Here is a 22963-nt window from a genome sequence, read left to right as displayed (position 1 = left end):
CACGGGAGATGAATTTAAATTGGAACTTCGTTTGCAAATCGCGCCTGCTATTTTAAACCGCATTCCTTCATTTAAGGTTGGCGCTGTGTTATATCAAGATATTGAGATCACCGGCTCCCCGCAAATGCTCAAAGGCCGGCTCCGCCTTTTTCAGGAATCGCTGTTTTTTGACTATGCCGATCGCAGTCCCGAAGATGAATCGGCCGTTAAAGAATGGCATGATGCCTTCCGTGAGCTGAACCCGTCTTATTCAGGACGGGAAAGCGGACTCGAACGGATGCTGAAAGATATCAAAGAACAGCGCTTTGTTGAGCCGGAAAATTCAGCGATTGATTTGAGCCGTTTTTTCTCCCTCAAATATTTGATACCGGTTCATATATATGATGCCCGGAAATTAAACGGTCCGATCAAAATCGAACCCGGAAGTCCCGGCGAGATCATCACGTTCTCCGATGATGCTGGAGCATTCGGCACGATCACCGGAAACCTCAGCTTTCATCATGCAGGAACGGATACAAAAGATGCCTTGCAGCTCGTCTTTTTCAGGCCCTCATTATCTATAGAAGAATCCCGCCACCTGCTCGAGTCTTTAACAAAAATGTTCGAACAAATTCACGGCGGCGAACATATCTCAACCGTCTTTCCTTAAAAACCTGTTCTTAAAGAGAGCAGGTTTTTTACGATGATTTCATACATGAAAAAACGCAATGCTTCGTTTAATCTGAGAAACGAAACACTGCGTTATAAACAGTATGTATGGAGCGGGTGATGGGAATCGAACCCACGACATCAGCTTGGAAGGCTGAGGTTTTACCACTAAACTACACCCGCATATGATCTCTAAAAACAACATCATCGTTTTGACTTTTATTATGTTACACGTTTATTAAAATTTCGTCAAGGGTATATTAAAAATTTGTCGAAAAAAAGCCGCCGATATGAACATCGGCAGCTTTTTTCCGGACATTGACAGATTACCAGCTGGATTTCTTCACACCTGGTACCTGGCCTTTATACGCTAACTCTCTGAACGCGATCCGCGACATTTTAAACTTTCTCATATATCCTCTCGGCCTTCCGGTCACTTCGCAGCGGTTATGCAGCCTTGATGGCGCCGAGTCGCGCGGAAGCTTGCTAAAAGCTCTGTAATCGCCTTTTTCTTTTAGTTCTTTTCTGAGTTCCGCATATTGTTCAACAAGCTTTTGGCGCTTTTTTTCTTTAGCAATTTTTGATTTCTTGGCCACTCTGAGTATCCTCCTTCTCAATAAAGCGTAATGATTACGATTTAAATTTATCACAACCCGTCTTCCGATGCAAATAAAAAAAGCCTGCCTCAAGTAGCAAGCTCTTTTAAGATTCACCCTTTTTTTTCTGATAAATTGATGAAATCGCGGCCGTTATAATAAAAATGCCGATAAACAGCCCGATCATAATGAAGAAAAAGTTGGGCTTCACCTGGAATGAAAAAGCCGATTCGCTCTCCATGACAAACGACAAACTGTTAAACAGGATATCGTTGCTCGTTTGATTTGAAAAAAGATGATAAAACAAAAGCGCAGCCGCAAGCATCGGAAATGCGAGAAAGCTTGAGAAACTGGCAAAGATTAGTCCCTGCTTTAAAGAGTTTGTATTCATGATGATTTACCTCCAATTCCTCTGATCATCAGCTGTTTCATAATCGACTTTCCGTCACCCATAAACGGAAGCAGATACATCATATGCAGAGCATAAGTGGAAAAGAACAGAAGCATGCCGACCGAGACCGCGTTTTCCTGAAGAAAAAAGATCGTAAACAGCACGCCGGCTATTCCGAGCGCCCCTGGTATAAGCGGCCCCAACGCCGTAATCCAAATCGACTTTTTATCATACGGCGATATGACAGGCCTGATAAATTTGACGGACATCATATCAGCCGCTAAAAACCCTTGAGGCCCGTTTTTTCCGACAAATTTCCGGTGCGCGATGCCGTGCACCACTTCATGAAGTGCTGTGCCGGTGATCAACCCGAAATAGATGACGGAAAAATAAGCGGCAATGCTGATGATTGAACCGTCCGGAACGAAAATGTAAGCCGAAAGCGACAGCATCAAAAAGACGAGCCAGAAAACAATAATTTTCTTAGAAATCACATGAAGAAATTTCATGTACAAAAACAGAAATGAATCAGAATCGCTTGAAAACCTTTCCTTGTAGCGAATATGGTACTGGCCGAAAAACTGATAGAGAAAACCGAGGAAAGACGGGCGTTCACCGTACTTCCAATTGATTAAATAGTTGCGGTTGAGCCCTGTCAGCAATTGGTGCAAATCCTTTAGCAACACCTCTTCACTGACGCGAAAGACGCCGGCCAGATCCCCGGCTATCTCCAGTTCGTCTTTTTTTCCGTCGACTTCTTTCAGCATTTGATAGGCTGTCGGGTTGATGGGAAAATCCGCATCGAGATCACGATCTGAAATATGCTTCCGATCCAGCTTCACATGCTCTGGAAAATAGGGAATTTTTTTGATTCCGACCAATGCTTTCAACATCCTAATGATCATAATGGTACCTCCATTTAAACCCTCCGTATAACAGCAGGATCAGCAGTAATTCGAGACACGGTATGAGAAACAGCAGCGCTTCGCCCGTGACTTTATCGACCGCATAATTCACGATGAAAAACAGCGGAATCATAAAGATGAGGAGCATTCCGAAAGAGAAGATCCCCATATAAGGGTTGTTGCGGTCAAGCGGAAAAATAATGCCCGCTAAATAGAACATCGCAATTGCGTTTAATAGCACGGCAATCGTCTTTACAAAGACCGCAAAGCTCTCAGGAAAAGTCCACGTCAACACGGAAAACAAGCAGAGTTGAATGAGGCCAAGCACACACAGCCCGAGATACTTTGACCACAAAACCGTTGTTATTTTCAAGTGCATCGCCTTGTACACCTGCATCATCCGCAGATCATTCCCATATGAATTGAAGGCGATGATGCCCGTCACGCCTCCAAGCACCAAATAGCTCTCCCCGGTAAATCCGAACTGAAATTTGTATTTTAAAAAGCATAGAGCCAAAAGTAAAAAAATGAAGTTTAAAATATTTTCTTCATTTCTGGCCTGTGATTTTATTTCTTTCACCGCCAAAGACAGCGGTTTTGACGACGGGATTTTAATAAATGAAAACAGTTTGGATGATTTTTTTTCAGTGAGGATCGGCACAACATTCAGCGACATAAACGAAGCAGTTACTGCGGTTGCCAAGATCAGCACCACCAGTATGATTCCGGCGCCTGCCGACTGACCGTTCAGCACGAGAAACAGCGGCGCTGCAAAATATGTCAGATTATAATCAAAGGTTGAATAAGCGTTCTGAATCTTCCCCAGATCAAAAGAGGTGAATCCGTAAATAACAGCTAATACGACAAGAACAAACATTGAAAAAAATTTTTGCAGCGGAAAACCGAATTTCAAGATCACCATATACACCAGGTTATAAACAAGGTTGAGAAGCGAAAAGAAAAAAATGATCTGCACAAAAAGCAGGGCAAAAAACGTAAAAGCGAACCAAAAGCCTACACCGCTGGCGACAAAATTCGGAATCAGCAGAATAGACATGATAAACAGGACAAGGAATGAAACCGCGCCGGCAAACGGAATAAAATATCCGAGACTCCTCTCGAAAGCCGTCAGCGGGAACCAGCTCAGCTGCATGGAGAAGCTGTTCTGTTCAGGCGTCCTTACTTTAAATAAAATGAAGAAAACAAACGTAAAAATCGAGACGTTCATGAACATTGAAATCACGAACAACCCGAGTGAGCGAATTTCTCCATTCAGAAAAGCGCTTAAAAACATCCCCGTAAAGCTGTAGCCAATGATGCTCCCCATCGCAACCGCCAAAATTAAAAAAAGGGCGGCGATCATTTTTTTGGTGCCGGTATTTAAGAGCTTGCCCATTTCCTTCTGCCACATTTTCAGCATCATTTTAGAAATTTCGAATGATTTGATCAAAATGCGCACCCCTATCACTCAGCATCGAAGCTTTCAAGAACACTTCTTCAAGCGAATTACAGCTGTATTTAACCTTTAATTCTTTGACTTTTCCTTCATCCATCTTGACGCCTTTGGAAATAATCGCAATCTTATCGCACAATTCTTCCGCAGAAAGCATGTCATGAGTCGCAAGCAGTATCGATCCTTGTGTGGCCGCATAGCGCTTCATCAGCTTTTTCGTATTGATGACCGCTTCAATATCAAGCCCGCGAAACGGCTCATCCATGATGACAAATTCGCTCTCCAGCATAAAAGCAGCGATCAGCTGCGTCTTTTTTTTCATTCCGTGTGAGTACGTTTCAATCGGCTCCTGCAAAGCCTCTTTCATATCGAAAAGCTCAATTAATTGTCTCCGCTTTTCATTTGATGTACAATTATACATAGAAGAAACAAAATCCAAATATTCGGCAGCTGAAAGGGCATCCGGCAAAAGCAGTTCATCGGGAACATACGCCAGCTTTTGCTTGAATTCCGCCGTCGTGTTCTGCAGGTCATCCAAAAAAATGGTTCCTTCACTAGGCGTAATGATTCCTAAAATGGAATTAATAATCGACGTCTTTCCTGAACCGTTCGGACCCGCTATCGCGACAATCTGGTTTTTTTCAATCTTTATATGAAACCCGCTAACGGCAGTCACATTGTTTTTATATGTTTTAGATAGGTTATCTATAATAAACATAATGCCTCCAGGGTATGATTAATGTCAGGAAGACTTAACCGCCCCCCACAGACGGTTAAGCCTCATCAAATATGTCTCTTGTTGTGAACAGATACGTTAAGTATGGCTATTTCCTACATTCAATGTTGACTTTCAAACCGCTGACCCATTGGACGGATCCTGTGAAGCTGCCGTTTCCGTTAACTACACACCATACAGCGGCGCCAAGAACAACAGTTGCGCCAAGTGCCAAAAGCACTGCAACAAACACCAAGAACCAAGCCTGATCTTCGATCGACGGATTGACAGAATAGTCAACCTGAGGTGCTGCGTATGTCATTTTTCCCCCTCCTTTCTATCAAGTAACCAAAGAGTAACATATCCAAAATCATACTGAAATCTATGAAATTTCCTATTTCATAAACACTACGTTCCAACTATTTATTTAAGGATCTCGCGGTTTTTCAATCTAATGGCCCACGCTTTTCGGCTTGGAAGAGAAGATGAAAGCCCCGTTTCCACTTTATGATGTCTTTATAATCTTTTTGTCTTATTTCTCCTCCTTCTTTCTCTCTCATTTTTTCTTTTTATAAATCTCGTGTCTTTCAAGGATGTTAAGGAAAAAGAACCAGCTAATAAGACCCTCCTTCTCCTGAAATCCGAACCCCAAAATACCCTCAAAGTCCCTTTTTTCAAAAAGTGAGATAATTCTATTTTCTCTATTCCATTTCTGTTAATTTTATGTATAAATTTAAATGTTACAGTTAATAACCTGGCGATCCTAGATCAAAAGATGTTGATTACATTGTAAAATCAAGTTAACATTATGTCAAACCCATTTAACAATATGTCAAATATACTATATAAACGAAGAATTGCAGGTGGTAGGATGAACAACAGGGTTAGAGAATTGAGAGCAAGGTACGGGTATTCACAGGAAGCCCTTGCAAACGCGATCGGAGTTACAAGGCAGACAGTTGCGGCCATTGAAAAAGGCAATTACATCCCGTCGCTTCTTTTGGCTTTGAAAATTTGCGAGGAATTTCAATTAAAAATGGAAGACGTATTTTGGTTAGAGGGAGGCAAACACGAATGAATATGATCACACGGACTTTCTTTCACATCCTTCTGTTCGGACTCGCATGCTGGACGTTTATAACCTTTTTTCACACATCGGAACAAATCGCCAAAAGCTTGAAAACAAACGCTTCAGAGCTCCATTTTGTTTTTAACCTGATTCCCATCCTTCTCTTTGGGCTCGTGCTTTCGATTTACACATACTTGGAGAAAAAAAGCGGTTCACGCAAGCAGCGCTTTATGCTCGTTCCTGACGAATTTAAAGAACAGGATGAAAGAGAACAGATGATTACCGCAAAAGCATGCAGAACATCTTATATCGTGCTGTATGTGGCGATGCCAGTCGCAGCGCTTCTATTGATCTTTTACCCGTTTTTCCAAGCCAGGATCCCGTATTTCCCGATCATCGTCATCTTTGTGCTGATCATTATTCAGCATCTTTCGTATATGTTTTCATTTTATAAAAACAGATAAAAAACTCCAGAATGTCTGGAGTTTTTTTATTTAAATCGTTTTTTCCTTTTGCCTCGTCGGAAAATGGTCATTTCCGATGACTTCGCCAGACGCTTTTCTTTGAAGTTTCGGGCGAAACGGAAGGAGCGGAAAGACCTTTTCGGCAAAATGGTACGCTTCTTCAAGATGAGGATAACCTGAGAAGATAAAGGATTCGATGCCGAGGTCAGCATATTCTTTTATCCGGCAGGCCACCGTTTCCGGATCACCGACGAGCGCTGTCCCCGCTCCGCCTCTGACCAGTCCGATGCCCGCCCAAAGATTCGGGCTGATCTCAAGATTGGTTCTGTTTCCCTGATGAAGCTGAACCATCCTCTTTTGCCCTGATGAATCCGTCCGTTTCATCGCGTTTTGGGCTGCGGCAATCGTTTCATCATCCAAGTGGCTGATCAGTCTATTTGCCGCCTGCCACGCCTCTTGTTCCGTTTCTCTGACGATTACGTGCAGTCTAATTCCAAAACGGACGTTCCTCCCTTCTTTTTCAGCCTGTCTTTTGACAGATTGGATTTTTTCTTTAACGAGATGGGGCGGCTCTCCCCATGTTAAATAGACATCCGCGTGTTTGGCGGCAGTCTCCTGCCCGGCCTTTGACGAGCCCCCAAAATAGATCGTCGGATGAGGGTGTTGGGCGGGCGGAAAGAGTAAGCGGCCGTTTTCGGTCTTCAAGTGTTTCCCCGAATAGCTGACAGTCTCGCCTTTTAAAAGCGACCGCCATATGTCGAGAAACTCATTTGTCGCTTCATACCGTTCATCATGGCTGATAAACAGGCCGTCGCCGGCTAATTCATACGGATCACCGCCGGCGACCACATTGATGAGGAGTCTGCCCTCTGCAAGCCGGTCGAATGTGGAAGCCATCCGCGCCGCAACCGACGGCTGCATCAAACCGGGTCTTACAGCGACTAAAAACTTCAGATTTTTCGTGACTGACGCCAGAGCGGCGGCGGTAATCCACGGATCTTCGCACGATCTTCCCGTCGGCAAAAGAACCCCTGTATACCCAAGCCGGTCAGCCGCTTGCGCTACCTGCTGAAAATAGGTGTGATCTGCGGCTCTGCCTCCCGTGTCTGTGCCGAGATAACGTCCGTCCCCATGAGTAGGAATAAACCATAAAATGTCCAAAAAGATCTCCCCTTTACTTTTGATTACCTTGATAGCTGTTTCTCCAGCCAAGGCACTTTTTCTCCAGAATTCTGACGAATGAATCCGTCAGCTTGCCGACGGCTGCGAAAATCAAAATTCCGACAAACACCTTATCGGTTTGTGAAAACTGTCTGGCATCCATAATCATATAGCCGACTCCCGCGCTTGATCCCATCAGTTCGGCAACAACAAGGCCCAGCCACGAAACACCGAGCGACAGGCGGATGCCTAAGAGGATGTTCGGAAGCGACGCGGGAAGAATCAGCTTAGTCACCTGCTTCAGCCAATGGAACTCCAATACTCTCGCCACATCGAACAGTTTCGAATCGACGCCCCTAATTCCTGAAAATGTGTTGATATATACCGGGAAGAAGGCGCCGAGCGCGATCAAGAGCACCTTTGACAGTTCGTCGAAACCGAACCATAAGATAAACAGCGGCGTGACGGCGAGATGCGGAACGGTTCTCAGCATTTGCAGAGAGGGATCGAGATAATCCTCGGCGATTTTTGAAAAGCCGATTACAAGCCCCAGCAGGAGCCCGAGTCCGGCTCCCAGGAAAAAGCCGAGCGCGGCGCGCTGAATGCTGATGCCTAAATGAGTGAAAAGCTCTCCTGATACGATGAGATCCCGAAATGTAAGCAATATATCTAAAGGAGCCGGAAGCACGGTTTTTGATATGAGCTCAAATGTCCCGACAAGCTGCCATAATAAAATCAATATCACAGGTAATACAATTCCCTTCCCCCATGCCAGCCGAAAAGCGGCCGGTCTCAGTTTTGCGCCTGCTTTCGGCTGGATCGAGGGGGTGCTTGATGAAACAGCCCTCATCTGTCATCTCCTCCTTTCAGCGCTTTTTTAATAAATGAATTGTCAACCACTTCTTTTACATCAATCTCTTTGTTAATCGCTTTTAATTTAAATTGAAAATCGGCAGTCTCCTGCTGCGTTTCAATAATGCGGTCTGTGATCGGCTCATTTAACGGTTCGGTGTTATTCAGCACGTTTTCAACGACCTTTTTGTCGAGATTTTTAATTTTCGCATACGCTTCAACCGCTTCTTTCTTATGGTTTTTATGCCATTTCACGGCCTTGTCATACACCTTCAGAAAACGGATCACCTCATCAGGATACTTCTCGGCAAATTCGCTTCGTACAAGCGTAAAACCCGGGGAATACTTGTCGATTTGTTCCCCGTCAACCAATATTGCCGCGTCACTTTTGATCGTTTTAAGAGACAAAAACGGCTCCCAAATCGACCATGCATCAATCGCGCCGCTGTCAAATGCCGGCATGGCTTCGTCAGGCTGAAGCTGAATGATGTTGACGTCTGTTGGCTCCAGACCTGCTTTATCGATCACTTTATACAGAAAATCGAACCCGCTGCTGCCTTTTGCCACCGCCACCTTCTTTCCTTTCAAATCTTTTATGTCATCGATGCCGCTCCCTTTTTTCACAAGAATGCCGTTCGCCTTTAAACCGTCTTGCGAAAGACCGATTTCTTTAAAATCAATGCCGGCCGCCTGCCCTGCGATCACCGGTGAATTTCCAACCTGGGAAAAATCAAGTTTACCTGCGGCAAGACCTTCAAACTGCGGCGGACCGCTTTGAAACTCTGTCCATTTCACTTGAATCCCTTCTTTTGCGAACTCTTTTTCAAACCAGCCTTTTTCTTTCGCAAGGAGCAACGGGCTTAAGCTTTGCTGCACTCCGATGTTGATCTCTTTTAAATCTCCGCCCCCTCCGCTTGATTGGGCTGCTGAACAGCCCGCAAGAAGCATCAGGCAGCCCAGCATATACAACGGCCATTTTTTCACGTTTTTCCGCTCCTTTCTGCTCAAATCCCTGAACCTTCCTGAAAGCTGAATGTTTCCGTTGTCTCGAATTCTTTCAGAACTTTTTGTCTGATTGATTGAAAAACGGGCGATGTTCTGCTGCGCGGAAATGGCAGATCGACCGGAATCAGCTTGTGGATTCTCCCCGGCTTTGCGGTAAGAATCGCGACCCGGTTGGCTAAATAAACCGATTCGTCAATATCGTGCGTCACGAGGATCATCGTCATCTTCTTTTCTCGCCAAATGTCTGTCAGTACATCCTGGAGATGCTTTCTCGTAAAGGCGTCCAAGGCGCCGAAGGGTTCATCAAGCAGCAAAATCTCAGGCTCCCTGAGCAAAGCCCTGGCAATCGCGACCCGCTGCGACATACCTCCGGACAGCTCGCGCGGATACTGTTTCTCCGCGCCTTTCAGCCGCACCGTTTCAATCAATTCATCGACTTTTTTTCGCACCGCCGGTTCTTTCAGGCTTAAATCTGCGGCGATATTTTGCTCGACCGTCAGCCATGGAAAAAGCCGATGCTCCTGAAAGATGAAACCTTGATGAATCCCCGGGCCCTTGATTTCTCTTCCGTTCATGCTGATTCGCCCTTCATAATTCCCGTCAAGACCGGCAGCGATTTTTAAGAGCGTGCTTTTCCCGCATCCGCTTGGACCGATGACAGTCAGAAATTCGCCGTTTTCGACCGTCAGTTTCACGTCTTGAAGCACGCTTGTTTTAAGGTTGCCGCTTCCAAATGCTTTTTCATTTACACGAATTGATAAAGACATCTTGTTCCCCTTTCTTTTCTAAACTGAAAATAAAAAACTCTTATCCCAATTGAGATAAGAGCCTTCGGTTGACCGATCAGCGCTGATGAAATTTTCCGAAATATTAAACAACATACTAATTCATATTATTCCGACCTGTCAACCCCATATTATAAAAAAACAGATGAAAGGTTCCCCTTTCATCTGCAGTATTGCCCGTTTTTAACTGTAAATGCTGCCGCCTGCTTTTTTAAATTCCTTCGCCTTCTCTTCCAATCCTTTTTGAATTGCCTTTTGTTCATCAAGGTCGTTTTCCTTGGCATAGTCGCGAATATCCTGGGAAATTCTCATACTGCAAAATTTAGGCCCGCACATTGAACAAAAGTGTGCTGTTTTGGCGCCTTCCGCCGGAAGGGTTTCATCATGGTATTCAAGCGCTCTTTCCGGATCGAGCGACAAATTGAACTGGTCCCGCCAGCGGAATTCAAAGCGCGCCTTCGAAAGCGCGTCATCGCGGATTTGCGCGCCAGGGTGCCCTTTGGCAAGGTCAGCCGCATGGGCCGCGATTTTGTATGTTATGACGCCTTCGCGGACATCGTCTTTGTTCGGCAGTCCCAAATGCTCCTTCGGCGTCACATAGCAAAGCATGGCCGTGCCGTACCAGCCGATCATCGCCGCTCCGATTGCCGATGTAATATGATCGTAGCCCGGTGCAATATCGGTCGTCAGCGGGCCGAGCGTGTAAAACGGCGCCTCTTTGCAAATTTCCATCTGCTTGTCGACATTCTCTTTAATTTTATGCATCGGCACGTGTCCCGGTCCTTCGATCATCACTTGAACATCATGCTTCCAGGCGATTTCCGTCAGCTCGCCGAGCGTCTCCAATTCGGCAAATTGGGCCTCATCATTCGCATCCGCAATCGAGCCGGGCCGAAGGCCGTCCCCGAGCGAAAATGCGATATCGTATGTTTTCATAATCTCGCAAATCTCTTCAAAATGCGTGTACAGAAAGCTTTCCTCATGATGAGCCAAACACCATTGCGCCATAATTGCCCCGCCGCGGGATACGATTCCAGTGACGCGCTTTGCCGTCAGCGGCACATACCGAAGAAGGACGCCGGCATGAATCGTAAAATAATCAACGCCTTGCTCAGCCTGCTCGATTAATGTATCGCGGTAAATCTCCCAAGTGAGATCTTCCGCGACGCCGTTTACTTTTTCAAGCGCCTGATAAATTGGCACAGTCCCTACAGGAACTGGACAATTGCGGATGATCCACTCCCTCGTTGTATGAATATCTTTACCTGTGGACAAGTCCATCATCGTATCGGCGCCCCAGCGGATGGCCCATGTCATTTTTTCTACTTCTTCTTCAATCGAAGAGGTGACAGCGGAATTACCGATGTTGGCATTGATTTTCACGTGGAAGTTGCGGCCGATAATCATCGGTTCGCTTTCCGGATGGTTGATATTTGACGGAATAATCGCCCGTCCGCTTGCCACTTCATCACGAACAAATTCGGGAGATACATGCTCTCGGATCGCGATAAATTCCATCTCGGGCGTAATGATCCCCTTTCTTGCGTAATGCAGCTGGGTGACATTTTGACTTTTTTTCGCGCGCAGCGGTTTTCGTTTCAACCCTGGATAGCTGTTGCTCGCTTTCTCTTTGCTTTTATAACCGTTATCCTCCGGTCTGATTTCTCTGCCTTCATATTCTTCGGTATCGCCGCGCTCCCTGATCCAGGTCGCCCGCAAAGGTTTCAGCCCCTTAAGAATATCAACCTCTGCATTCGCGTCCGTATAGGGACCGCTCGTGTCGTAGACGCGGACAGGCTGATTTTCTTCGGCGCCAAATGAACCCGTCGTCGGACTTAGCGAAATTTCTCTCATCGGCACTTGAATGTCAGGTCGCGCCCCTTCGACATACACTTTGCGGCTCCCTGAAAAACTTGACATAATCGAGATGTTTTTTTGCTGTACTGACTCCTGTTTCATGTAAAAATCCTTCCCCTCTAAAAAATTGATCAGGACGAAACTCCGGAACAGCACCAGCACAAAAAAACCAGGATCATATGATGAACCTGGTTTTACAGTCAGTAAAATCACTGGAAGACAGACGGACCATACCCATTCCCCATCTTCTCCCGAATCCTTTTTACTTCCCCACGCTGGTACGAACCAGATCAGGTCCAAAGGGTTAAGAAACACATGTTTCTCTCTCAGCCCGCAGTCGGGCACCCCTAGTAAAGCTATTCAATTCATTTTTTATCGTAACACACCGATTTGGCAAGTGAAAAGGATGGAAAAATATATGAATCTTTTTCACTATAAAAGGGATCAGAGCGGCGCACCCAATGATTATAAATTGCGATGAAGCACATCAAGTATATGTTTCAAATCCGTCGCCTCAATTTGGCCAGGTGCGGATGCTTTTTTCGCTGCGCCGAACGTCACGGCCGAGCCAAATACCTCTCCGGCGAGCCGGCTGATCAAGCCTTTTCCGGCCATCGACATCGTGATAATCGGCCGCTTCGCATACCGCTCATGCATCATATGAGTCGCCTCAAGCAACACCAGCACATCTGCCGGTGTTTCAGGCATCACCGCGATCTTAGGGAAATCGGCGCCAAGATCCTGGGCTTTTCGGAGACGGGAAACGATCTCTTCCGCTCTCGGCGTCTTCCCGAAATCGTGGTTGGATATAATGACAAAGACATGCTGCATATGAGCCGCTTGAACCAGTTTTTCCACATGATGCTCTTCATTGAACAGCTCGACATCAATCACATCTGCCAGCCCTGTTTTTACTACGGCATGATTCAAGGAAAAGTAAAATTCCTTACTGACTTCTTTTTCGCCGCCTTCCTCCGCGCTGCGAAATGTAAATATCAACGGGATATCCTTTAAGATCTCCCGGATGTCAGCCAATACCTTTTTCACTTTGTCAACGTCTTCGACATCTTCAAAAAAATCCGCCCGCCATTCGGCAAGATCCGGATTAATAGTTAGAAGAAAAGCAGCTTCTTCTTTCAATTGTTCATGCGTTTTTCCGATGAGCGGCACGCAAATTTTCGGGGCTCCTTCTCCGATGGCCACCCCTCGTATCTTCACCGTATTCACCAACGGCCTCACTCCTGTTCTCTATATTCCAAGGGTCTTTGCATTAACGGTACCGAAGATTGGCCGTAAGCACAAGCAGAAATTAAGAAAGAAGGCTAAACGCTTAAACCACTCATATACCAATATGAGATCACCTTTCGAAAGCTTGCTTGTTTAAAAATGAATCTACTATTCCTTGCAGAATATGACTCATTTCTTCAGGAGTTTCCTTCCGGCCTCTCTCAAACCATTTTGAAAGGATGTTCCAAAAGCCCCCTGCGCTGAATGAAAGCCCGTACTCCAAGTCGATTTTGCTTTTAAAATGAAAGGTTTCTTCTTTAAATTTTTTATGAAGATCCGGTAGAAGTTCATTATATTTCTCAACAATCAAATAAAACAAATGGTTCTGATAAAGGGCTTGTAAAAAATCGGCATGTCGGCTCCAAAAGTTGAAGTATGCATGTCCAAGACTGGATAAGTCAATATGTTTTTCCTGAACAATGTAATTGGAATACTCACTGCAAAGCTGCTCAAAATAGCGGTCTAATATATCTTTTTTTGAATGGAAATGCCGATAAAATGTTCTTCTGTCAAGCTGCGCTTTTTCTGCTATCTCTGTAATGGTGATGTCTGAAAAGCTTTTTTCCTTCATAAGCTCCAACAATGATAGCGTCAGCCAGCTTTTAGATTGCTGAGCTGTTTTTGAGGGCATTTGCTTCATATTCTCTCTCCTGTCGCACTTTTTATGGCAATGTAGCACTTTTCGTTGGCTCATTGACTTTGTTCTCTATGAAATGTCACAATTGTGGCACATAAGAGGGGGAATGTAAATGGAGAATATGCAATTTATGGCTTGGATGCTGCCGATATTATTTATACTGCATGATTTTGAAGAGATGGTGATGGTCGAGGCATGGGGCAAAAGATATCGAAGCGAGCTGAAACAACTGAAAAAAGCTCCATTCGGACATGCCAAAACCGCTTCTTTTGTTTGCGCTGTGCTCGAAGAATTTTTACTAGCTGTTGGTGTAACTGTCATCAGTATTTATTTTAATCAATATATCGTCTGGTTTGGTTTCTTTTTTGCTTTTACTGTTCATTTCCTTGTTCACATCGTCCTATGGTTGAAATTTAAACATTATGTACCCGGCATATTAACGTCGATCTTGATGCTGCCATTTTGTTGCTATCTGCTGACCGCTGCCGCAGAGATAGAAAAATTCAGTTTTCCTGCGATGATCTTATCAGTCATATCCGGAACACTTATCGTCTTTATTAACCTTAAGTTTCTGCATAAAAAAATGGGAAGGATTGAAGAAAGGCTGGAAGCATATGGTCGCACATGAAAAGCAGGCACTTACGGAAAGCTTCCGGCCCTTTGACTAGAAGCAAAGCAAACGATGAAGACCCGTCAGACACGAAAAAACTGCCCTTCAAAAGAAAGGCAGCATGATCTAAAATCATGGCACTGCTAACGATGGTTCAATGTTCGTTCCAAAGCTTGTCTATCCAGCTGTTTAGAGGCGCCTCCACAGCGGGAGCCGCTTGCACTTCAGCTGTTCAGCCTCTCATCGTTTTGATGATGGAGCATTTTCGGTTTTTCCGGGACCGGCATTGAAAATCGAATTCGCCAGCAACCGATATTGATGCTGCGGATGATCGTCATTGGTTAGATCGTTAGCGAAAACAGTTAAGTTCTTGTTGTGATCTTTATACGTGAAAGCCATAATCTTTCCTTTGGCAGCATCATGTCCAGGCCACCAGCCTGCCTTAAAGAAATGGTCTTGATCAGCGATCACGGCCAGCACTTTTGCCGTTTTAGGAACAGCGGTAATATAAGAACCAGTGACTGTGTAGAAGTATTCCTGTTTATTGTAAGGAGCTGTAATAGCATGATCTTGCATGACATTTGCCAAGAAGACGCCTTCGTATCTCTCCCATTCAGGTCCTTTAAAAGAAAATCCGGGGATCCACTTCTGAACATTCGTCATCCCCATGTTTCCAAATGCAATGTAAGGCTTTCCTTTATTAACATATTTAGAAGAGTCGAACGTATTGACAAGCACATCTGCGCCCGCCTGTTCTGGGGTGACGTTAAAGCCCAGATTTTTCAGTACATATGCCGCTTCACCCAGTGCTCCTACAGTAGAAGCCTTGAGGACTTTGCCGCTTGGTTTCTTATGGCCGGATGCGCTCACGTCGAGATAGTACTTGGAAGCCAATGGGGCCAGGTCCTTGTAGGCAACCGCGAAGTCGCCGGCTTGATAGCCTGATCCGCTCTTGGTGAGCATTGTAACGGTCTTGCCGGCTGCCAGTAACTCGTTGACTGCCTTTATCGCATCATTGCTTGTGTTCTGGATCAGCACATAAGCTGAGCGTTTTGGCATTTTAGTCCCCGGAAACGACACGGAGGTGATGGCAGAAGTCTTGCGTTTGAACACCCCGGCATCTCGAATTACATAACGGTCAAAACCTCGCATATCATGGAAATTTTGAATCATCTCACCGGCTATCATTTCATAATCAGATACATCTATTCCATCATACAAGACCAAGTTCGCGAGGCCGCGGTTTGCCTGGTGCATGTTTACAATAAATGATCCTGCCGGATATGTTTTTCCGTCAACGGTTACCGCTTTTGTTGATCGTTCAATCTTTACGCCGTTGCGAAGGAAGTACTCAACCATCTTATAGGTTTCCAACACATTCTTTTGAATATTTTTATCGACCGGCAGTACGTAATATTCCGGGAAGAAGTTTTGATTGCCTTGCCGCGGTCGGCCGATCTCTTCGTTTTTGGCGTTGACCAAGTAATGATCGACAGCGCGATCATCGATATTGTCCACGCCGCGCTCGAATATTTTTAATTGGTTCAGGAACAGCTCTTCTTTTTTTTCCGCTACATATTTTGCAGCTGCCGCAGAACTGTAATACAGAGCTTTGGTAGACTCTTCATTCGACTCGGGCGTTTCCAGCGTGTGACCCATCGCACCGTGATACATGGCGAATGCAGCGGTATATGCTGCAGATGCATCATCCCATCCCGAAGCCGTGCCTTTTGACACATAATTTGGATCTTTCGCAGTTTTCCGATGTTCTTCATAAGGGATGTGATAGTAGTCATACTTCGTATTAGCAATCCCGGCCTCACCCATAGCCTTTGCCTGTTCCACCATGTGGTCAATCAAAAGGTCATACTCAACATTCGGGTTATGAGGCGGAGTAGAAGGCTCAATCAGGAAATTGGCATCGAACCCGTGCATATCCAGAAAAGACAGCGGCGACCACTTCGCGATTTGTTCCGTTACGCTGCGCGTTTCAGGCTGGGTTTGATAAGAATTATCCCGGTTCAAATCGAAATCCTCAGCATTGGAACGTGTTGTATGAACCCGGCCATCCGGGTTGTCCGTATAAACGAACAGGAAAAAAACATGTTCCAATGCATCGTCTATATTCAACGTTGTCTTGCTTTTCTTGCCATTCGGCAGGACTGTATCGTACGTCATGCTCTTATCCAATGCCATTGACTTAAAGTAATTCATGATCGCATCGACTCCAGGCGCTTCATTCGGATGAATATTGTTCAACCAGATCGGCACCTGATAGTCGCCAAATGCGCCGGATTTAATGTCGGCCTGCAATTTCTTCGGGTCATTGAGCATGGCAGGGTGAGTCACCTTCTGATACTTATCGACAGCGGCTTTATCTTTGGCAAGCACTGTCAAATAGATATCACGGCCTTCGACCGATTTTCCAATAGAAGTCGTTTTGATATATCTGTTGTTTTTTTGCGCAGCTTTTGCTGTAACGGCATCGATCTCCGGTTTCAGCTCATCGTAAGTGCGGAAGCTGTCATATGGCGTCAATTTTACGGGAGCATGGGCAACGACTCGTCCGTTCACTGTTGCCGCCAAATCATATGTGCCCATCAGCGATGCGTATAGCGGACGTTGCAATCGCGGCTCTGACAGGTTGTCTGTATCGTATGGAAGATCGAAATTGATGTTAGCATGAACCTTGCCGTTGGTCACTTTTACATGGCTAACAGTAATGAAAGGTGCACCGCTGTAATCCCGGACCTTATATTTTTTCCATTGAGACAGCGGTTTGCCGTCATACGTCCAGCTTAAGCTCTTCACATCAACACCTTGCGGAAGCTTAAACGCAGCATGAAGCGTTCGTTTCTCTGTCATCGAAGCAACATTGTTGTCCAGTTTTAGCTTCTGAGATTTTTTAGTCTTTACTTTTGTCTGCTGACCGGACGCCGTCCCCTTGCCAGTCTGCGCCATAGCAACACCGGGGGTTATCGCTCCAAGCAGCATCATAAGCGACAAAACCAAGATCAGATAACACTTTGTGAACGATTTCTTAAACATAGAAAAATGCCATCCCCATTTCGTGATATTTTCAAATTGCAAACTTGATAAGAGAAAACCATTACAAGAGTGAGGAGTTCTGGCTGCATTTCATTTGCCTGCCTCACACTCTGATTCAGCATGCCCTCCTCCTCCAATATCTTCCGGAGCTCCCGACAGGCTAACAGCCTGAAGGAACTGCCTCCTTAGACGGTTTCTTCTGGTAAAATGTTAAAGACCGCCTACCTGGATGTCGTCGTTCCCGTGACGGGTCCCAAGGTGCTGAAGGCCCGGTCAAAGCGGCGCATCGCTGTCTCAAGCGGACCGGCAGGAAGCCGTGCAATCAGCCACCCTGTCACCGTCACCATGGCCGCGACGAACAGATCACTGAATGGAATGGCCCCGATATCATACTTGGCCCCCGAGATTTCAAGAGCCCATATAACAACAAACTGAGCTGCATACATCGTCAACGCCACACGTCCGACTCCCGCGAACGGCTTTAACACGGCAGAGTTTTTCTGCGGCACGAGACATACCAATCCAAGCACCAGAAAGGCAACCCCAAGCCCCAGCATCGTCTGGAAAGTTGACGCACTGTGCGGAGCGATCGAAAGAAGATTGTGCCACAACGGCGGTGCCACGTTGTGCGGCCAGATTGCATACTGATCCGGCTCAGCGCCGGCGGTGCCTTGAACACTTACGAGCCACTCTTCGAATGAACGGCTCAGCCCCGGAAGAACGAAAGTGCCCAAAACTTTAGAGACGATAACCATGATTGTGCCGCTGCCCACTAGCGAGAGTGCGGTCCGCATCCTGGTCAAATCGAAGCGCCCGATTGCCATACCGGCGACAAAAGCGGGTGCAAGTGCGAGCGCCGACATCGGGCCGCCTGCCATATCACCAAGTAAGTATGCTTTCGACAGGACGCTGCCTCCGAGAATCATCAGCGGCGGGCTCACTGCAAGCAAAACAGCTGCTGTTGTAACTAACACACGTGTCGAACGACGAATCAGCACCAACGCCAGCACAAACAGTGCCGCATAAGCTGGCAAAATCACCCCGAACGGAGTATTCAGCATGATGAGAAGGTATCCTATAATATCGATAAATACCGCGCGGGCAAGCATCCGCGTCCGAAATGCGGCCGGCTCCATTCCTCGATCCAACATGCGCCCGGCCATGATCGAATAGGAGATGCCGCCGCAAAGCACAAATAGAAGCGTCGTATTCCCGGAAACGATTGAACCGTTCGTTTCGTTCAAGGCGAAGTGCTGCAAATACATCCCGATGACCGCCAGCCCCCGAGCTGCATCAAGTGCCACAATACGCCCTGTCCCCCGCGCTTTTTCACGCTTGAACTTCTGACCTTCAGCCGAGTCCCGGGTGACAATTTCAACGAGCGCACCGTCCTGAAGCGGAGTTGATAAATCTACAAGCTTTCCGTTTAATTTACCTGCAACCGCATTTTCCAGGCCACAGCTAATAGAAGCAGCGACATCTTCAATGCTTGCTTCCTCCTCAAATTCTCTGACGGACCCGTCAGGCAATTTAATGCGAATTGACAACTGTATTCCTCCTCAAAAAATTAATCCTTTACGTGTTCCATTGTTCCTTTGTCTATATCTGGATGAGATCTGGCTGTATTCAATATAGCGGGCAGATGTCGCTAAAGTTTGATCAACTTGTAAACAAAACGTAAAAAGGCGATCGGAGGATCGGGACATATCATTGCATAAAGAAAAGCACCTTGCTGATGACAAGGTGCCTTATTTCACGGTGCGATGAATGAAGAGTGCGGACAACAGTTGGTCATTGCGTTTATGTTGGCGGCTCTCCTTTTTGATGAGGAATAAACAAAAAGAGCGTTCCTTTTATATGGAACGCTCTTTCGTCGTTTGGCAATACGGTTTTCAGCGATATCAGTGGTCAGGGTGAATATACCCAGAGAACCATTGATATATCAAGGTTTTTGTCTGCCTTTGTACAAAATTTGGCGCAAAAATTTTAAATTGCTAATAATACGTACAGCTGCATAGGCGAAGAAAAATGAGTATCAACACAATCGTTCTGTACAGGTCGTCCAAGATAAAATTCTACGGACTATCTCGACTGCTTGGCGATGTGAACGCGATTAAGAAAGGAACAGCCGGAAAGCAGACCGGAAAAGCCTGGGCAAACTGTTTCAATGACGCCAGCCACGGCGTCTTCGTTCTTCCATTTAAACACCGGACAATTAACGTATTCTAATTAGTCAGAGACTGGGCGTTTTTCACCCCCTCTCTAGGATAAATTCACCAAATTAAAACTAGTCATTAACTGAATATCCTCCCTCTGGTAGAATTGTAAACCAAGGAAGGAATAAGCATGCTAAAAAGGAAATTATTTTTATTCACTATGGCTCTTTGTTCGATTATCTTACTAGTCGCCACTTTTCCATCAAATGTTTTCGCTAAAGAAACATTTGAAGATCCGAATCCTTTAGAAGGGATTAAATTCACCAAAATATCCGAAAACGCATCATCATTCAGAATAGAAGAAGGCGGTAAAATATACGAATACGTAGTAGAAACCTTAAATGCAAATACTAAGGATATGAAGGTCCGGGCAAAGAAATATTCTGTATCTAAGGACGGAAAGAAAACACTTTTAGAAAGCTCAACCGCTTCTGCTCACAAAGAGAGCAGTGCGAATGCGCTGGCTGGCTGTCATGGTGTAACGGGGTCTAAAGTGAGTTGGGCTGGCACTAGGTACAGCCTTTATCTCAGCTCTTGTATAACCAAAAAAATAGTTAATGTAATAAACGAAACTAAAGATGCAACATCCGCTATAGCAGGAATTGGAGCAGTCTTGATCAAAGTCGCTAAATTTGTACCTTACGTAAGCGCGATTTCCGGAGCGCTTTGGGCAGTAGGTGCTGGTTTTAGGGCGATTTCCGGGGACGGAAAATATGGAATAGGTTTCCACTTCGCGAGGAATCCATTCACCGGAGAGGTTATCGAGGGCATCGGTGTGCCTTGGCGACAATAGAGCGGGAGGAAAATTAAGTGTTATATAGAGTTTTATTAAAAATGGCGATCCTAATTTTCGTCATAAACTATTTCGCTTTTCCAACTTTTTTTAACATAGAACCAGATAGTAGCGGAACATTTATTGGCCTCATTTTGATGTGTATAGTCATTATGAATCTTTTAAACCGAAAACAACAATAAAATGAGAAGGCGCCAATTACGGCGCCCTTTTTCGTTCATCTACGGCTTCTTAATAAACTTATTGTAACTGCTTTCCTTACTACATCGCTTGGACTCGTTTTAACCAGCGAAAAGGAGCGCTATAGCATATATTTAGAATCGAGAATTTGAGCGAAAAGTTGATATTATTCGTTTTCTGAGCAAACTCAAAAACAAAATGAACCCACTTAAGCGCCTTATCAACCTCACCTATCTTATAAGTTGACCTAGCTGACTCGTATATGCATTGCATGTACATAATAGGCGCATTTTTTCGATATCATCCGTTTTAAATGAGAGGCCGAAATACTCGAGTGCTTCTTCGTGTTTATCCTTTTGAATTTTTAAAAAGCCGAGATCATAGTAGACAGCCGCCAGCAGCGCAGCTTCCGGAGCTCGCAGTCCTTTAAAAAAAATTCTTACGGACTTGTTCCAAGATAAAGAATAAATAAAAAGAGCGTTCCTTTGTAAGGAACGCTCTTTCATCGTTTGGCAATACGATGTTTAGTGATACCGGTGGTCGGGGTCGAACCGACACTCCCGAAGGAACACGATTTTGAGTCGTGCGCGTCTGCCAATTCCGCCACACCGGCATGTGTGTGATCAATGGTGCCGAGGGCCGGACTTGAACCGGCACGGTAGTCACCTACCGCAGGATTTTAAGTCCTGTGTGTCTGCCAATTCCACCACCCCGGCACGAGGCAAATAAGGCGACACCCGGATTCGAACCGGGGATAAAGGTTTTGCAGACCTCTGCCTTACCACTTGGCTATGCCGCCATCATTTTAAGAATTGGAGCGGAAGACGGGATTCGAACCCGCGACCCCCACCTTGGCAAGGTGGTGTTCTACCACTGAACTACTTCCGCATTTTAACTAATATTCATCTTATCATATGCAGGATGATAAAGAAAGATGAAAACTGGGCTAGCTGGATTCGAACCAGCGCATGACGGAGTCAAAGTCCGTTGCCTTACCGCTTGGCTATAGCCCAATATGAAGGGCGATTGATGGGAATCGAACCCACGAGTGCCAGAGCCACAATCTGGTGCGTTAACCACTTCGCCACAACCGCCATAAATTGTGAATTAAAATTGGCAGGGGCAGTAGGAATCGAACCCACACCGGAGGTTTTGGAGACCTCTGTTCTACCGTTAAACTATGCCCCTAAAAACATGGTGGAGGGGGACGGATTCGAACCGCCGAACCCTGAGGGAGCGGATTTACAGTCCGCCGCGTTTAGCCACTTCGCTACCCCTCCAAAACAGTGCCGGCCAGAGGACTTGAACCCCCAACCTACTGATTACAAGTCAGTTGCTCTACCAATTGAGCTAGACCGGCAAATGGTGGCTCGGGACGGAATCGAACCGCCGACACACGGATTTTCAGTCCGTTGCTCTACCAACTGAGCTACCGAGCCTTTATTTAAATGGCGGTCCGGACGGGACTCGAACCCGCGACCTCCTGCGTGACAGGCAGGCATTCTAACCAACTGAACTACCGGACCATTTTGGCAATGAATTTAATTTGGTTGCGGGGGCAGGATTTGAACCTGCGACCTTCGGGTTATGAGCCCGACGAGCTACCGAACTGCTCCACCCCGCGATAATATGATTTTCATAGAAATGGTGGAGGATGACGGGATCGAACCGCCGACCCTCTGCTTGTAAGGCAGATGCTCTCCCAGCTGAGCTAATCCTCCGAAGTACAGGACGTACAAGTGCATGCGTTGCAACAGGACGTTGTGATCTTAGCATGCCTTCCTTTAAAAAGCTTCGGTGTAAACCTGATGCTTTTTAGCGTGCTGTCCAAAAAGAATGGTGACCCGTACGGGATTCGAACCCGTGTTACCGCCGTGAAAGGGCGGTGTCTTAACCACTTGACCAACGGGCCAGATGTATTTAAAGTGGCGGAGAGCAAGGGATTCGAACCCTTGAGACGGCGTTGGCCGCCTACACGATTTCCAATCGTGCTCCTTCGACCACTCGGACAGCTCTCCAATAAATGGCTCCGCAGGCAGGATTCGAACCTGCGACCGATCGGTTAACAGCCGATAGCTCTACCACTGAGCTACTGCGGAATAATGCCTGCCTGGCGATGTCCTACTCTCGCAGGGGGAATCCCCCAACTACCATCGGCGCTGAAGAGCTTAACTTCCGTGTTCGGCATGGGAACGGGTGTGACCTCTTCGCCATCATCACCAGACAATTTAGTGACAAAGATCATTATACTATGTATTTGAAAAAATGCAAGTGCATTTTTCGAGAAATTA

The 22963-nt window shown here is 45.9% G+C and carries 21 protein-coding genes, 17 tRNA genes, 1 rRNA gene and 1 riboswitch; of the genes, 6 read left to right on the top strand and 33 right to left on the bottom strand.

The window, feature by feature from the left end; translation table 11 throughout:
- The first annotated feature begins 19 nt into the window (after positions 1-19).
- Entirely contained in the window at positions 20-649 is a 630-nt protein-coding gene (locus MKZ04_RS00195; protein ID WP_341045000.1) for a hypothetical protein, read from the top strand.
- Between the two features lie 108 nt (positions 650-757).
- Here the strand turns inward: MKZ04_RS00195 and MKZ04_RS00190 are convergent.
- From MKZ04_RS00190 to MKZ04_RS00160, 7 genes are all read right to left on the bottom strand, one after another.
- Positions 758-831, bottom strand: a tRNA-Gly gene (locus tag MKZ04_RS00190).
- A 143-nt stretch (positions 832-974) separates the two neighbouring features.
- Positions 975-1244, bottom strand: a complete 270-nt coding sequence (gene rpsN, locus MKZ04_RS00185; RefSeq protein ID WP_341044999.1) for a 30S ribosomal protein S14 — start codon at positions 1242-1244, stop codon at positions 975-977.
- A gap of 106 nt (positions 1245-1350) precedes the next feature.
- Positions 1351-1635: a hypothetical protein gene (locus MKZ04_RS00180; RefSeq protein ID WP_011197680.1), complete on the bottom strand. Its 285-nt coding sequence runs from the start codon at positions 1633-1635 to the stop codon at positions 1351-1353.
- Complete coding sequence (locus tag MKZ04_RS00175) at positions 1632-2540, bottom strand: PqqD family protein (RefSeq protein WP_020450665.1); 909 nt, start codon at positions 2538-2540, stop codon at positions 1632-1634. Before MKZ04_RS00175 ends, MKZ04_RS00180 begins: the two co-directional genes overlap by 4 nt.
- The gene (locus MKZ04_RS00170; protein ID WP_341044998.1) at positions 2530-3999 is read right to left on the bottom strand and encodes a hypothetical protein; all 1470 of its coding nucleotides are present in this window, start codon (positions 3997-3999) and stop codon (positions 2530-2532) included. The genes MKZ04_RS00175 and MKZ04_RS00170 overlap by 11 nt, the downstream gene beginning before the upstream one ends.
- On the bottom strand, positions 3965-4711 hold the full coding sequence (locus tag MKZ04_RS00165; RefSeq protein WP_341044997.1) for an ABC transporter ATP-binding protein: 747 nt from the start codon (positions 4709-4711) through the stop codon (positions 3965-3967). The genes MKZ04_RS00170 and MKZ04_RS00165 overlap by 35 nt, the downstream gene beginning before the upstream one ends.
- A gap of 106 nt (positions 4712-4817) precedes the next feature.
- Positions 4818-5030: a hypothetical protein gene (locus MKZ04_RS00160; RefSeq protein WP_020450662.1), complete on the bottom strand. Its 213-nt coding sequence runs from the start codon at positions 5028-5030 to the stop codon at positions 4818-4820.
- A gap of 549 nt (positions 5031-5579) precedes the next feature.
- On the opposite strand from MKZ04_RS00160, the gene MKZ04_RS00155 reads away from it, so the two are divergent.
- Complete coding sequence (locus tag MKZ04_RS00155; RefSeq protein WP_020450660.1) at positions 5580-5786, top strand: helix-turn-helix transcriptional regulator; 207 nt, start codon at positions 5580-5582, stop codon at positions 5784-5786.
- Entirely contained in the window at positions 5783-6241 is a 459-nt protein-coding gene (locus tag MKZ04_RS00150; RefSeq protein WP_020450659.1) for a hypothetical protein, read from the top strand. Before MKZ04_RS00155 ends, MKZ04_RS00150 begins: the two co-directional genes overlap by 4 nt.
- A gap of 30 nt (positions 6242-6271) precedes the next feature.
- Here the strand turns inward: MKZ04_RS00150 and ssuD are convergent, their stop codons facing one another.
- The 7 genes from ssuD to MKZ04_RS00115 all read right to left on the bottom strand — a co-directional run bounded on the left by ssuD (position 6272) and on the right by MKZ04_RS00115 (position 13828).
- The gene (ssuD, locus tag MKZ04_RS00145; protein WP_341044994.1) at positions 6272-7402 is read right to left on the bottom strand and encodes an FMNH2-dependent alkanesulfonate monooxygenase; all 1131 of its coding nucleotides are present in this window, start codon (positions 7400-7402) and stop codon (positions 6272-6274) included.
- A 13-nt stretch (positions 7403-7415) separates the two neighbouring features.
- Entirely contained in the window at positions 7416-8252 is an 837-nt protein-coding gene (locus MKZ04_RS00140) for an ABC transporter permease (protein WP_023856468.1), read from the bottom strand.
- Positions 8249-9217, bottom strand: coding sequence for an aliphatic sulfonate ABC transporter substrate-binding protein (locus tag MKZ04_RS00135; protein WP_186826200.1), 969 nt, complete (start codon positions 9215-9217; stop codon positions 8249-8251). Before MKZ04_RS00135 ends, MKZ04_RS00140 begins: the two co-directional genes overlap by 4 nt.
- 41 nt (positions 9218-9258) lie before the next feature.
- The gene (locus tag MKZ04_RS00130; RefSeq protein WP_023856466.1) at positions 9259-10026 is read right to left on the bottom strand and encodes an ABC transporter ATP-binding protein; all 768 of its coding nucleotides are present in this window, start codon (positions 10024-10026) and stop codon (positions 9259-9261) included.
- A 201-nt stretch (positions 10027-10227) separates the two neighbouring features.
- Positions 10228-12003, bottom strand: a complete 1776-nt coding sequence (gene thiC / locus MKZ04_RS00125) for a phosphomethylpyrimidine synthase ThiC (protein WP_096748451.1) — start codon at positions 12001-12003, stop codon at positions 10228-10230.
- 148 nt (positions 12004-12151) lie between these two features.
- A riboswitch (TPP riboswitch) is annotated at positions 12152-12260 on the bottom strand.
- 106 nt (positions 12261-12366) lie between these two features.
- Entirely contained in the window at positions 12367-13131 is a 765-nt protein-coding gene (aroD, locus tag MKZ04_RS00120; protein ID WP_341044991.1) for a type I 3-dehydroquinate dehydratase, read from the bottom strand.
- 127 nt (positions 13132-13258) lie between these two features.
- Positions 13259-13828, bottom strand: a complete 570-nt coding sequence (locus MKZ04_RS00115; protein WP_020450652.1) for a TetR/AcrR family transcriptional regulator — start codon at positions 13826-13828, stop codon at positions 13259-13261.
- A 109-nt stretch (positions 13829-13937) separates the two neighbouring features.
- On the opposite strand from MKZ04_RS00115, the gene MKZ04_RS00110 reads away from it, so the two are divergent.
- Positions 13938-14453, top strand: a complete 516-nt coding sequence (locus tag MKZ04_RS00110) for an HXXEE domain-containing protein (RefSeq protein ID WP_341044989.1) — start codon at positions 13938-13940, stop codon at positions 14451-14453.
- A gap of 222 nt (positions 14454-14675) precedes the next feature.
- Here MKZ04_RS00110 and MKZ04_RS00105 read toward each other — a convergent pair whose 3' ends face one another.
- The gene (locus MKZ04_RS00105) at positions 14676-17483 is read right to left on the bottom strand and encodes a M14 family metallopeptidase (RefSeq protein WP_341044987.1); all 2808 of its coding nucleotides are present in this window, start codon (positions 17481-17483) and stop codon (positions 14676-14678) included.
- A gap of 221 nt (positions 17484-17704) precedes the next feature.
- Positions 17705-19030: a TGS domain-containing protein gene (locus MKZ04_RS00100; protein WP_195536102.1), complete on the bottom strand. Its 1326-nt coding sequence runs from the start codon at positions 19028-19030 to the stop codon at positions 17705-17707.
- 481 nt (positions 19031-19511) lie between these two features.
- Between MKZ04_RS00100 and MKZ04_RS00095 the strand changes: the two genes are divergently transcribed.
- Together MKZ04_RS00095 and MKZ04_RS00090 are read left to right on the top strand one after the other, a co-directional pair.
- Positions 19512-19712 carry a hypothetical protein gene (locus MKZ04_RS00095; RefSeq protein WP_341044984.1) on the top strand — a complete coding sequence of 67 codons (201 nt, stop codon included), beginning with the start codon at positions 19512-19514 and terminating at the stop codon, positions 19710-19712.
- Positions 19713-19829: 117 nt separating this feature from the next.
- Positions 19830-20492: a hypothetical protein gene (locus MKZ04_RS00090; protein WP_105979146.1), complete on the top strand. Its 663-nt coding sequence runs from the start codon at positions 19830-19832 to the stop codon at positions 20490-20492.
- Positions 20493-21203: 711 nt separating this feature from the next.
- On the opposite strand, the gene MKZ04_RS00085 is transcribed toward MKZ04_RS00090, so the two are convergent.
- From MKZ04_RS00085 to rrf, 17 genes are all read right to left on the bottom strand, one after another.
- Positions 21204-21285: transfer RNA gene (locus tag MKZ04_RS00085), tRNA-Leu, on the bottom strand.
- A gap of 14 nt (positions 21286-21299) precedes the next feature.
- Positions 21300-21388: transfer RNA gene (locus tag MKZ04_RS00080), tRNA-Leu, on the bottom strand.
- A 12-nt stretch (positions 21389-21400) separates the two neighbouring features.
- Positions 21401-21471: transfer RNA gene (locus MKZ04_RS00075), tRNA-Cys, on the bottom strand.
- 14 nt (positions 21472-21485) lie between these two features.
- A tRNA-Gly gene (locus tag MKZ04_RS00070) sits at positions 21486-21560 on the bottom strand.
- Positions 21561-21613: 53 nt separating this feature from the next.
- Positions 21614-21685 (bottom strand) — tRNA-Gln (locus MKZ04_RS00065).
- A gap of 8 nt (positions 21686-21693) precedes the next feature.
- Positions 21694-21766: transfer RNA gene (locus MKZ04_RS00060), tRNA-His, on the bottom strand.
- 20 nt (positions 21767-21786) lie between these two features.
- Positions 21787-21860 (bottom strand) — tRNA-Trp (locus MKZ04_RS00055).
- 7 nt (positions 21861-21867) lie between these two features.
- Positions 21868-21952, bottom strand: a tRNA-Tyr gene (locus MKZ04_RS00050).
- A 7-nt stretch (positions 21953-21959) separates the two neighbouring features.
- Positions 21960-22032, bottom strand: a tRNA-Thr gene (locus MKZ04_RS00045).
- A 3-nt stretch (positions 22033-22035) separates the two neighbouring features.
- A tRNA-Phe gene (locus tag MKZ04_RS00040) sits at positions 22036-22111 on the bottom strand.
- A 10-nt stretch (positions 22112-22121) separates the two neighbouring features.
- A tRNA-Asp gene (locus MKZ04_RS00035) sits at positions 22122-22198 on the bottom strand.
- Positions 22199-22219: 21 nt separating this feature from the next.
- A tRNA-Met gene (locus tag MKZ04_RS00030) sits at positions 22220-22296 on the bottom strand.
- A gap of 21 nt (positions 22297-22317) precedes the next feature.
- Positions 22318-22393 (bottom strand) — tRNA-Val (locus tag MKZ04_RS00025).
- Between the two features lie 116 nt (positions 22394-22509).
- Positions 22510-22584: transfer RNA gene (locus tag MKZ04_RS00020), tRNA-Glu, on the bottom strand.
- 14 nt (positions 22585-22598) lie between these two features.
- A tRNA-Ser gene (locus MKZ04_RS00015) sits at positions 22599-22690 on the bottom strand.
- A 6-nt stretch (positions 22691-22696) separates the two neighbouring features.
- Positions 22697-22771 (bottom strand) — tRNA-Asn (locus MKZ04_RS00010).
- Between the two features lie 9 nt (positions 22772-22780).
- Positions 22781-22896, bottom strand: a 5S ribosomal RNA gene (rrf, locus tag MKZ04_RS00005).
- Between the last annotated feature and the right edge of the window lie 67 nt (positions 22897-22963).

Source organism: Bacillus sp. FSL W7-1354 (assembly GCF_038002405.1).
Lineage (GTDB): Bacteria > Bacillota > Bacilli > Bacillales > Bacillaceae > Bacillus > Bacillus paralicheniformis.
Note: the sequence above shows the minus strand (reverse complement) of the source record. Positions and strands in the feature narration are given on the sequence as shown.